General features: G+C 73.2%; 9 protein-coding genes and 2 rRNA genes. 10 read left to right on the top strand and 1 reads right to left on the bottom strand.

Annotation, left to right across the window (positions count from 1 at the left end):
• From VF612_RS06025 to VF612_RS06015, 3 genes are all read left to right on the top strand, one after another.
• Positions 1-308 (top strand): 23S ribosomal RNA (locus tag VF612_RS06025); the annotation flags it as partial.
• Positions 309-401: 93 nt separating this feature from the next.
• Positions 402-518 (top strand): 5S ribosomal RNA (gene rrf / locus VF612_RS06020).
• Between the two features lie 1,318 nt (positions 519-1,836).
• Positions 1,837-2,499 carry a tetratricopeptide repeat protein gene (locus tag VF612_RS06015; protein WP_408658949.1) on the top strand — a complete coding sequence of 221 codons (663 nt, stop codon included), beginning with the start codon at positions 1,837-1,839 and terminating at the stop codon, positions 2,497-2,499.
• Between the two features lie 156 nt (positions 2,500-2,655).
• Here VF612_RS06015 and VF612_RS06010 read toward each other — a convergent pair whose 3' ends face one another.
• Entirely contained in the window at positions 2,656-3,924 is a 1,269-nt protein-coding gene (locus VF612_RS06010; protein ID WP_408658948.1) for a DUF1015 family protein, read from the bottom strand.
• A gap of 60 nt (positions 3,925-3,984) precedes the next feature.
• Here VF612_RS06010 and VF612_RS06005 point away from each other — a divergent pair, with 60 nt between their 5' ends.
• From VF612_RS06005 to VF612_RS05975, 7 genes are all read left to right on the top strand, one after another.
• Positions 3,985-5,040 (top strand): HAD-IIA family hydrolase, encoded by a 1,056-nt coding sequence (locus tag VF612_RS06005; RefSeq protein WP_408658947.1) that lies wholly within the window; start codon positions 3,985-3,987, stop codon positions 5,038-5,040.
• A 49-nt stretch (positions 5,041-5,089) separates the two neighbouring features.
• Complete coding sequence (locus VF612_RS06000; protein WP_408658946.1) at positions 5,090-5,278, top strand: hypothetical protein; 189 nt, start codon at positions 5,090-5,092, stop codon at positions 5,276-5,278.
• Positions 5,279-5,288: 10 nt separating this feature from the next.
• On the top strand, positions 5,289-6,080 hold the full coding sequence (locus VF612_RS05995; RefSeq protein ID WP_408658945.1) for a TlyA family RNA methyltransferase: 792 nt from the start codon (positions 5,289-5,291) through the stop codon (positions 6,078-6,080).
• Positions 6,077-6,976: an NAD kinase gene (locus VF612_RS05990; protein WP_408658944.1), complete on the top strand. Its 900-nt coding sequence runs from the start codon at positions 6,077-6,079 to the stop codon at positions 6,974-6,976. Before VF612_RS05995 ends, VF612_RS05990 begins: the two co-directional genes overlap by 4 nt.
• A gap of 21 nt (positions 6,977-6,997) precedes the next feature.
• Positions 6,998-8,947, top strand: coding sequence for a DNA repair protein RecN (locus VF612_RS05985; protein WP_408658943.1), 1,950 nt, complete (start codon positions 6,998-7,000; stop codon positions 8,945-8,947).
• Between the two features lie 53 nt (positions 8,948-9,000).
• Positions 9,001-10,188, top strand: coding sequence for a putative cytokinetic ring protein SteA (gene steA / locus VF612_RS05980; RefSeq protein ID WP_408658942.1), 1,188 nt, complete (start codon positions 9,001-9,003; stop codon positions 10,186-10,188).
• Positions 10,185-11,054, top strand: an 870-nt coding sequence (locus VF612_RS05975) for a copper transporter (RefSeq protein ID WP_408658941.1), incomplete at its 3' end; no start/stop codon positions are given. The genes steA and VF612_RS05975, both read left to right, overlap by 4 nt.

Here is an 11,054-nt window from a genome sequence, read left to right as displayed (position 1 = left end):
GTCGTGAGACAGTTCGGTCCCTATCCGCTGCGCGCGCAGGAAATTTGAGAAGGGCTGTCCTTAGTACGAGAGGACCGGGACGGACGAACCTCTGGTGTGTCAGTTGTCCTACCAAGGGCACTGCTGATTAGCTACGTTCGGAAGGGATAACCGCTGAAAGCATCTAAGCGGGAAGCTCGTTTCAAGATGAGGACTCCCATCCTTAATGGAGTAAGGCCCCCGGCTAGACCACCGGGTTGATAGGCCAGAAGTGGAAGAACAGTAATGTTTGGAGCTGACTGGTACTAATAGGCCGAGGATTTGCCACAAAAATGCTACGCGTCCACTGTGCGGTTCCCGAGGTACGGTCCCCGTCTGAGCTTGTGCTCATGACGGTGCGGACCGGTATATCTCCATAGAGTTTCGGCGACCATAGCGAGAGGGAAACGCCCGGTCCCATCCCGAACCCGGAAGCTAAGCCTCTCAGCGCCGATGGTACTGCGCGGGCCACTGCGTGGGAGAGTAGGACGTCGCCGGACACACTTTCGACCAAGGTCGTTCGGCATTGCCGGACGACCTTGGTTGTTTTTGCGGCCAGGCCGTTCGGTTTATGCCGGACGGGCTGGCCCTTTTTCATGTCACACGAGCAGGATGAGGAACATGGCTGAGTACGGATCGGGCCGCGGCGGCTCCCACGCGCGTCGAGACGGGCGGGGCGCTCCTGCCGGCGGTGATCGCGGCAGGGCCGGATCGGCTGGCTCACGCGGCGCCGGCGGTCGTGACGGCGCCGGCCGAGGCGCTGGCTATGGTGACACCCCGCCGAGGCAGGGTGGCTCCGGCCGCCCTGCCGCTGGCCGTTCCGCCGCTGGCGGAGCTGGTCAGCGCGGGCAGGGCACGCAGGCCGGCTCGGGGGGCGGCTATCGCTCCGGCGGCCAGTCCCGCGACCGTTTCGGCGCCCCAAGCGACCGGACCGGTGGATCTCGCGACCGCTTCGGTGCTGGCGATCGCCCGAGTGGCGGGTCACAGGGCCGTTTTGGTGCTGCCGGGGGCGACCGGACCGGTGGCCAGTCCCGCGACCGCTTCGGATCCTCAGGCCGCCCGGAGTCCGGAGCCGGCTACCGCCGCAGTGAGTCCTCCCAGCCGCGGGCCGACCGCCCGTCGCAGCGAACCGGAAGGCCTGCTCCTTCCCGGGATGCCCGGCCGACGCGCTCGGCGCCACGGGAACAATCCGGATCAGCGTCGAACTGGTGGGAGCCAGGTGGCTTCAGCGCTCCGCGCCGGGACGACAGCCGGGGATCGGGTGCGCGCAGGAACGAGGGCGACCGCGGCGCGGACCGGCCAGCCCGTCGCGCCGATGACGGTGAGCGGCGGACCGGTCGGCCGTCGAGCGGCGGCAGCCGTGGCACGGATTCGGCGTCAGATTCTCCTGCCGGCTCGCGGTACGGGCGCTCCGAGCGCCCGGCCGGCAACCGGTCCTACAGCGCTGGACGTTCCGAGGGTGGTCGTCCCGCTGGATCAGGTGGTGGTCGGTTTGCGGACGGCGGTCGTCCTGCGAGGTCCGGCGAGCGATTTGGCGAGGGTGGTCGTCCTGCGAGGTCCGGCGAGCGATTTGGCGAGGGTGGCCGTCCCGCGCGGTCCGGTGGCGAGCGATTTGGCGAGGGTGGTCGTCCCGCGCGGTCCGGTGCTCCCTCCAGGTCCGGCGGTCCCGCGCGATCGGGCGCCGGCCGGTTCGACGACGGCGGCCGCTCCTCAGGATCCGGGCGGTACACCCGCCCCGCGGACGGTGCCGGTCGAAGCCGCAGCAACCGGGACGAGGAGGACTACGAATCGACCCGGGGCTCGCGTCCGACCCGCGGCGTGGAGATCGCCATTCCTCCGGGCGCCGATCCCAAACTCCTGGACCCCTCGGTCCGCTCGGAGCTGCGCTCGCTTAGCAAGCTGGCCGCCGAGTTCGTCGGCGCGCACCTGGTCGCCGCCGGTCAGCTGATCGACACCGAACCGCACAAGGCCCTGGAACACGCCCGCGCCGCCCGAGGCCGTGGCGCCCGGGTCGCTGCCGTCCGCGAGGCGACCGGGCTCGCGGCCTACCACGCCGGCGAGTGGGCCGAAGCCCTGTCCGAGCTGCGGGCGGCCCGCCGGATCTCCGGCGACGCCAGCTACATCGCGGTGATGGCCGACTGCGAGCGGGCGCTGGGCCGTCCGGAGCGGGCGCTCAAAGCCCTGGACGACCCCGCGCTGCCGAAACTCGACTTCAGCACCCGCGCCGAGCTGCTCATCGTGGTGGCCGGCGCCCGCCGGGACCTGAATCAGCTGGACGCCGCGCTCGCGGTGCTGGAGCGGGGGGCGGGGCTCGACCCGGCCAACCCCAGGCCGGGCAGCGCGAGGCTCTGCTACGCCTATGCCGACGCGCTGGAGGCGGCCGGCCGGACCGAGGAAGCGATCCAGTGGTTCGGCGCGGCCGCGAAGGCCGACGTCGAGGACGAGACCGACGCGGCCGATCGGGCGGCAGACCTGCTCTGAGCCGAAGGTCCGGCAGAACCCGTCAGCGCCTCGACCAGCCCGACTGCCCACCGGTCGGCGTACCACCGGGGTGGGAGTTCGCCCGCGCCGGGCCGGCGAAGCGCCGGGGAGTTCTGCCCACGACTGGCCCACCGCCAGGGCGGAGTTCCGCGCCGGCTACTGGTCGGCGAACCGCCTGAGAACCATGCCTGAGGCCGGCTTCGGGGTGAACAGCGTGGACTTGCGCGGCATGCGCGCGCCGGCCGCGGCCACCGCAGCCACCGCCTGTACCGGGGTGGCACGCACCAGCACCGCGGTCCGTCCGGCATGCAGCGCCTGCTCCAGCGCTTCGGAGACGCTGTGGGCATACCCGACGTTGTCCACCGTGTCGCTCAGCTGCCACACCCGCTCGACCAGCACCCGGTGCAACACCGTGATGTCGAGCTTGCCCAGCGCGGTGTCAGCATCGGCGCCCAGCGCCTCTCGGGTGAGCTCCTCCGACAGCCGCGACAGGACCACCGCCTCGTCCTCGTGGGCCAAGACGACGGCGAAGCCCTCCGTCTGGGCCAGCAGCTTCTCCGCCGCAGCGACCGACATCGGCTCGCTGATCTCCGCCGCGCCCTCGGTCAGCTCCAGGAGCCGGGTCCAGCCGAGCGCCACGACCCGGTGGATCGGATGCACCTGGGGCCCGTAGGACGAGGTGTCGACCAGCAGCGTCAGGCCGCGGTCCCAGGGCCCGGGCTCGCCGCTATGGTCGGCCTGCAGCTGCCGGTAGGTCGCATAGCGGTGATGCCCGTCGGCGATCAGCGCCCGCCGGCCGACGAGATCGGTGGCGACCGCGGCATGCGCGTCCGGGTCGGTGACCGTCCACAACCGGTGCCGGATGCCGTCCGGCGTGGTCGCCGTGCTGGTGGGCTCCTGGTCGCTGACCGAGGCCACCAGCTCCGACGCCGCCCCGCCACCGTCGTAGACCAGGTAGATCGGCTCGAGATTGGCCTCGGTCGCGCTCATCAGCGCCAGCCGGTCCGACACGGGCCCTGCCATGGTGTTCTCGTGCGGCAGGATGACCCCGTCGTCGGGATCGCGCAGCTCGACCGCCCCCAGCAGTCCCCGGGTCACCGAGCCGTCCGGAGCGCTCATCTCGTAGACGAACAGGGCGGCCTCGTCATCGACGGCGAGCACCCCGCTGCCCAGCCACTCCTGCAGGACCGCCTTCGCGCCGGCGTAACGGTCACCGTCGCCGAACCGCGCCTCGTCCTCCTCTGGAAGGATCAACCGAACCACGTTGGTCGGGCTCGCCTCGACCAGGGCCGCCCGGGCGGCGTCGGAGATGACGTCGTAGGGCGGCGACAGCTGCCGCCCCAGCGAGTCGGCGTCCGCGGTGAACCGAACGGCGCGGAACGGGGCGAGCGACAAGCCACGGCCTGCGGCGAGAGGATCAGTCACGAGCGCCGATGCTAGCGGCCGGCGACCCCCAACTCAGCACCGGGAAGTGGAGCACCACGAATGATCGGCTCGCACCAGCCGCTGGCCACCCGTTACGACGTGGCGCTGCTGGACCTCGACGGCGTCGTCTACCTCGGCGAGCAGCCGGTCGCCGGGGCCGCGCCGGCGCTGGCCTCGGCGCGCCAGGCAGGTATGCGGCTGGCCTTCGTCACCAACAACGCCTCGCGCACCCCGGACCAGGTCGCCGGGCTGCTGCGCCGGGTCGGGGTGCCCGCGGCCGCCGACGAGGTGGTCAACTCGGCCCAGGCAGCCGCGCACTACCTGGCGGACCGGCTGCCCGCCGGCGCCGCGGTGCTGGTGCTGGGCACCACCGGGCTGATCGACGCGCTCGTCGAGCGAGGGCTGACCCCGGTGTTCTCGGCCGAGGAGCAGCCCGCTGCCGTGGTGCAGGGCTTCTTCCCCGGCCTGGACTGGCACGCGCTGGCCGAGGGAGCGGTGGCCATCGGCCGCGGTGTTCCGTGGCTGGCGACCAACCTCGATGCGACCGTGCCGTCCCCGCGCGGGCCGCTGCCCGGCAACGGATCGCTGGTCGCGGCGCTGCGGCATGCGACCGGCCGGACGCCCGCTGCCACCGGCAAGCCCGATCCGGCGATGCATGCCGAGAGCGTCGAGCGCTCGCAGGCCCGCAACCCGATCGTGGTGGGCGACCGGCTGGACACCGACATCGAAGGCGCCCGCCGGGCCGACTGCGACTCGCTGTTGGTGTTCAGCGGCGTCACCGACCCGGCGGCCCTGCTCACCGCGCCGCTGCTGCACCGGCCGGACTACCTCGGCTGGGACGTCTCGGCGCTGCTGCACCCGCATCCGGAGGTGACCGGCGCCGGTGAGCTGGTCGGCTGCGGTTCGGCCCGGGTCCGGATCTCCGGAGCGGACCTGCTGCTCAGCCTGGAGCCGCCGGCCGGTACGGACGGAGACGGCCTGGACGGCGTCCGGGCATTGGCAGTAGCCAGCTGGCGGCTGCTCGACGCGGGCATCGCGGTGAGCCGGATAAGCGGAGCCGAGGCCGCCTCCACCCAGCTCATCGAGCGGTTCGGCCTCGGACACGCGCCGGGCTGAGGCTGTGGATAGCCGGGCCCAGCACCACCCCAGCACGTAACCTGGGGGCGTGACCGATCCCAGCACCGCTCGCGCGCCCGGCGACAGCCTCGGCGGCGACGAGCTGCTGGCGCGGATCTCCACCGCCGGCCACGACATCGCAGGAGTCAGCGACGGGCCGCTCGCCGATGCTGTGACCCGGCTGGACGCGCTGCACCGCGAGCTGCAGGGCGCGCTCGCCGAGCTGGACCAGGCCTGAGCCGCTGCCGATGGTCCGCCGGTTGCGCCTGGACGCCGAGCTGGTGCGTCGCCAGCTGGCCCGGTCGCGCGAGCAGGCGGGTGAGCTGATCGACGCCGGCCGGGTGCAGGTGCGCGGCAACGTCGCCACCAAGGCCGCCACCGGTGTCGAGCAGGACACCCCCATCCGGGTGGTCACCGATACCGAGGACCCCGGCTATGCCTCCCGCGGCGCGCACAAGCTGGCCGGCGCGCTGGCCGAGTTCGCCGGCCTGCAGGTGGCCGGCCGGCGCTGCCTGGACGCCGGCGCGTCCACCGGAGGCTTCACCGACGTCCTGCTGCGGCGCGGCGCCCGCGAGGTGGTCGCGGTGGATGTCGGCTACGGGCAGCTGACCTGGGCGCTGCAATCGGATCCGCGGGTGATCGTGCACGACCGCACCAACGTCCGGACGCTGACCCCGGAGCAGATCGGCGGGCCTGTCGAGCTGACCGTCGCGGACCTGTCCTTCATCTCCCTGGGGCTGGTGCTGCCGGCGCTCGCCGCCTGCACGGCCACCGACCTGGTCCCGATGGTGAAGCCCCAGTTCGAGGTGGGCCGGGCCCGGCTGGGCCGGGGCGGCGTAGTGCGCGAGCCCGACCTGCGCGCGGAGTCGGTGCTCACCATTGCCCGCGCGGCCCAGGAGCTCGGCTGGGGGACCGCCGGGGTGGCCCGCAGCACGCTGCCCGGGCCGAGCGGCAACGTGGAATTCTTCCTCTGGCTGCGCCAGGACGCCGACCCGCCCGATCCGGCAGCGATCTCCGCCGTCGCGGGGCAGGACGCATGAGGTCCGTCCTGCTGGTGGCGCACACCGGCCGCTCGGACATCCGCGAGCTGGCCAGGAGCCTCATCGCGCGCCTGGGCGACGCCGGCTTCGAGGTGCGCATCAGCCCGTCCGAGGCGGCCGACATCGCCGAGGACGGCGAGCTGGGCGCGGTCAGCCTGCTGGACGAGAGCCAGATCGCCAAGGACGCCGAGGTGGCGCTGGTGCTCGGCGGCGACGGGACCTTCCTGCGCGCCGCCGAACACGCCCGCAGGGCCGGCATCCCGCTGCTGGGGGTGAACCTGGGCCACGTCGGCTTCCTGGCCGAGACCGAGGTCGACGCCCTGGACGCGACCGTCACCGCGATCGTGGACGGCCACTACGAGGTGGAGGAGCGGTTCACCCTGCAGGTCACCGTGACCCTGGACGGGGAGCTGCTCGCCGAGGACTGGGCGCTGAACGAGGCGTCGGTGGAGAAGAGCCATCGGGAGAAGATGCTGGAGGTGGCCGTGTCGGTCGATGACCGGCCGCTGCTGAGGTTCGGCTGCGACGGGGTGATCTGCGCGACCCCGACCGGGTCGACCGCCTACGCGTTCTCGGTCGGCGGCCCGATCGTCTGGCCCAACGTCGAGGCGATGCTGCTGGTGCCCAATGCCGCGCACGCGCTGTTCCAGCGCCCGCTGGTGGTCGCCCCGGGCTCGCAGATCGGGATCGAGCTGGTCGGGGCCGACCAGTTCGGCGTGCTGAGCTGCGACGGCCGCCGGTCGCATCCGCTGCCGCCGGGCGCCGTCTTGCGGATCGAGCGCTCGGCACAGACCCTGACCATCGCCCGGCCGCACCCGACGCCGTTCGGCGAGCGGCTGGTCGCCAAGTTCCAGCTGCCGGTTCGCAGCTTTCGCGACGGCCGCAGGACCACATAGCGACAGGAGGCTGGCCGGCAGATGCTGGAGGAGATCCGGATTCGTGGGCTCGGCGTCATCTCCGACGCGGTGCTCGAGCTGGGGCCCGGGCTGACCGTGGTGACCGGCGAGACCGGCGCGGGCAAGACGATGGTGGTCACCGGGCTGGCGCTGCTGTTCGGCGGCCGGGCCGACTCGTCCAGGCTGCGTGCCGGGGTGGACTCGGCCAGCGTCGAGGGACGGTTGCTGGTCGGCGAGGGGTCACCGGCCGCGCTGGTGGTGACCGAGGCCGGCGGCGACCTGGACTCCGACGGCAGCCTGGTGCTGCGCCGGGTGATCACGGCAGCCGGCCGGTCCCGGGCCGTCGCCGGCGGCGCCTCGGTGCCGGCGACCGTGCTGGCCAGGCTGGCCGAGGACCTGCTGGCGGTGCACGGCCAGAGCGACCAGCGGCGGCTGACCCAACCGGCCGAGCAGCGGCTGACCCTGGACCGGTTCGCCGGTGTGGACCTGCAGGACTGCCGCGCGGCGTTCGGCCAGTGGCGGGCCGCCGCGGCCGAGCTGACCCGCCGGACCGGCGCCGCCCGCGAGCTGGCGCGCGAGGCCGAGTTGCTCCAGCACGGCCTGGACGAGATCGCGCGGGTGGCGCCCCAGCCGGGCGAGGACGTCGAGCTCGCCGCCCTGGCCGCCCGGTTGGAGCACTCGGACGCGCTGCGGATCGCGGCGCGCACCGCGCACGCCGCCCTGCTCGGCGACCCGGACGACCCGGTGGGCGACACTCCCGACGTCCAGACCCTGATCGCGGCGGCCAGCCGGGCGCTGGGCCAGGTCGCGGGCACCGACGCCGCCCTGGACCAGCTGACCGGCCGGCTCGCGGAACTGGCCGCGGCGGCCACCGACATCGGCAGCGACCTGGCCGGCTACCAGGCGCAGCTGGAGGCGGACCCGGCCCGGCTGGCCGCGGTGCACGAGCGCCGCGCCGCGCTCAACGGCCTGATCCGCCGGTACGGCGCGGGCCCGATCGGCGAGGCCGGGGGCAGGTTCGGCGATGCCGGGGCGAGGTACGGGGCCTCCGGCGGCATCGAGGCGGTGCTGGACTGGGCGGCCGAGGCCGAGCAACGGCTGGCAGCCGCCGACACCTCCGACGAGGCTTTGGCCGCACTGGCCGCCGAGCGCGATCACGCCGCCGCCCGGTTCACCGAGCTGGCCGCCGAGGTGTCCGAGCAACGCCGGCTGGCCGCCGAGAAGCTGTCGGAGCTGATCACCGCCGAGCTGGCCGGCCTGGCGATGGCCGCGGCGACGGTGCGGGTCCAGGTGCGGCCCCGTCATCCGGCTGAGTCCGCCCCGCAGGTCGTGATCGGCGGCCAGCCGGTCGGCGCCGGCCCGGACGGCGTGGACGAGGTGGAGATCACCCTGCGGCCGCATCCGGACGCCCCGGCGCTGCCGGTGCAGCGGGGCGCATCCGGCGGTGAGCTGTCCCGGGTGATGCTGGCGATCGAGGTGGCGCTGGCCGGCGCCGACCCGGTGCCCACCATGGTCTTCGACGAGGTGGACGCCGGCGTCGGAGGCCGGGCGGCGGTCGAGATCGGCCGCCGGCTGGCGCGGCTGGCCCGCAACCACCAGGTCGTGGTGGTCACCCATCTGGCGCAGGTGGCGGCCTTCGCCGACCGGCACCTGGTGGTGGACAAGTCCATCGCCGAGGCAGCTGAGGGGCCGGCAGCTGAGGGGCCGGCTGCCGGCGGGCCGTCCACTGAAACCGCCAAGACAGCCAAGGCAGCGGAACCAGCCAAGCCAGCCGGTGGCGTCACCCGCAGCGACATCCGGTCGGTCACCGGCGCCGACCGGCTGGCCGAGCTCGCCCGGATGCTGGCCGGCAACGACAGCGCGGTGGCCCGCGAGCATGCCGCGCAGCTGCTCGACGCCGCCCGCGAGGACATCGCCAGGTTCGCCGGGTCCGGATCCGGATCGAGCGGCCGGCGGCGATCCAAGCAGTGACGCCGCGTGGCGAAGTGCCCCGATCCGCTGCCCGGATGGCACCATCGAAACTCATGAAACTGGCACTCAGGCAGTCCGACCGACGCCGTGACGCCGCGCTGCCTGGCATCAGCGGGACCGCCCGGTTGGATCGGCGGGTGAACCGGCTGCTCAACCGGCTGCACGTCGGCGACATCGCCGTCATCGACATCGCCGATCTGGACCGCTCGACGGCTGACGCCCTGGTGGCTGCCGGCGTCAGCGTGGTGGTCAACGCCCAGCCGAGCATCTCCGGCCGGTACCCCAACCTCGGCCCCGAGGTGCTGGTCAACAACGACATCGCCCTGCTGGACGCGGTCGGCGCCGAGATCTTCGCCGAGGTGAAGGAGGGCGCCCGGCTGCGGCTGGACGGCGACGTGCTCTACGCCGGCGACCGGGTGGCCGCCCGTGGCGCCCGGCAGGACGCCGACACCATCCGCACCGCGATGCGGGCCGCCAAGGCCGGCCTGTCGGCCCAGCTGCAGGCCTTCGCCGCCAGCACCCAGCAGCACATGGAGCGCGAGAAGGAGCTGCTGCTCGACGGCATCGGGCTGCCCGAGCTCAGCACCAAGTTCCGCGGCCGGCACGTCCTGCTGGTCGCCAAGGGCTATGACTACAAGTCCGACCTGCGCGCGCTGCGGCACTACATCCGGGAGTTCCGTCCGGTGCTGGTCGGCGTCGATGCCGGCGCCGACGTCCTGCGCGATGCCGGCTACCAGGCCGACCTGGTGATCGGCGAGCTGGATCTGGTCTCCGACGCGGCGCTGCGCGAGGCCGGCGAGGTGGTGGCGCACGCCGACCACCACGGCCGGGTCACCGGGCTGGCCCGGGTGCAGGACCTGCGCATCGAGCCGGTCGTGTTCGCGTCCTCGGGCACCAGCGAGGACGCCGCGATGCTGCTGGCCGACGCGGGCGAGCCCCGGCTGATCGTCACCGTCGGCATGCGGGCCACCCTGGAGGAGTTCCTGGACGCCGGCCGCGGCGGGATCGCCTCGACGGTGCTGACCCGGCTGAAGATCGGCGGCCGGCTGGTCGATGCCAAGGCCGCCGCCCAGCTGTACCAGACCCGGGTGTCAGCGGTGTCGCTGGTGCTGCTGGCGGTGTCGGCGGTGCTGGCCATCGCCGTCGTCCTGGTCGCCGGGCTGGCCGGCGACAGCTACCTCCATCTCCTGGCCGACGGTTGGGACCACCTTGTCACCTGGATTAGGGACCTGTTCTCGTGATTTCGTTCCGGTACCACCTCGTCTCCGTCATCGCCGTCTTCCTCGGCATCGCGCTCGGCGTGGTGATCGGGACCAGCGCGCTCAACGGCGCGGTCGTCGGCGAGCTGCGCCACCAGGTCAGCGACCTGGAGAAGAACCAGGACGGCCTGCGGGCGCAGAACCGGGTGCTGCAGGCCCACTCGGCAAATGCCGACCTGCTCGCGCAGACCTTCGGCGCCAAGATCTCCCGCGGAGCCCTGGCCAAGACGCCGGTGGTGCTGCTCGGCGCGCCCGGCGCCTCCAAGGGGCTCAAGGACGCGATCGCGTCCCAGGTCGTCGCAGCCGGCGGCACGGTCGCGGCCCGGCTGCAGCTGGGCAAGGACTTCTCCGACCCCCGGCGGGCCAATGACATCCGGTCACTGGCGACCTCGGGGCTGCACCCGATCGGGCTGCAGCTGCCGACCACCGAGGACGCCGGCTCGTTGGCGGGCGCGCTGCTCGGCTTCGTCCTGCACGGGCGCGGCCAGAGCACCGACCTGGCCCAGGTGGTCGCCGGGTTCGGCACCCTGAACATGATCAAGGCCGAGAGCCAGTCGGTGACGGCCGGCAAGCTGGTCCTGCTGATCGCGCCCGGCGCCCTGCCCAAGAACGACGAGGCCGGCAAGATGCTGCTGTCCTTCGGCGCCCAGCTGGGCTCCAGCACCGGCGGGCCCACCGTGGTGGTCGGCGATCCGCCGGCGGCCACCGCCGGCGGCCTGGTGGCGCTGGTGCGCGGCGACGACACCGCCAACAAGGCCGTCTCGACGGTGGACGATGCCACCAGCCCGCTCGGCGAGCTGACCGTGGTGCTGACCGGCGCCGACACCCTCGCCGGGCACAAGGGCCAC

Origin of the sequence: Jatrophihabitans sp., from assembly GCF_036388195.1 — a bacterium.
Taxonomy (GTDB): domain Bacteria; phylum Actinomycetota; class Actinomycetes; order Mycobacteriales; family Jatrophihabitantaceae; genus Jatrophihabitans_A.
The sequence above is the reverse complement of the archived record's forward strand: the minus strand, read 5'-3'. Positions and strand labels throughout refer to the sequence as shown.

Coding starts and splice junctions, on each gene's coding strand:
- VF612_RS06005 (WP_408658947.1), top strand. CDS start 3,985: ATGATCGGCTCGCACCAGCCGCTGGCCACCCGTTACGACGTGGCGCTG.
- VF612_RS05995 (WP_408658945.1), top strand. CDS start 5,289: ATGGTCCGCCGGTTGCGCCTGGACGCCGAGCTGGTGCGTCGCCAGCTG.
- VF612_RS05990 (WP_408658944.1), top strand. CDS start 6,077: ATGAGGTCCGTCCTGCTGGTGGCGCACACCGGCCGCTCGGACATCCGC.
- VF612_RS05985 (WP_408658943.1), top strand. CDS start 6,998: ATGCTGGAGGAGATCCGGATTCGTGGGCTCGGCGTCATCTCCGACGCG.
- steA (WP_408658942.1), top strand. CDS start 9,001: ATGAAACTGGCACTCAGGCAGTCCGACCGACGCCGTGACGCCGCGCTG.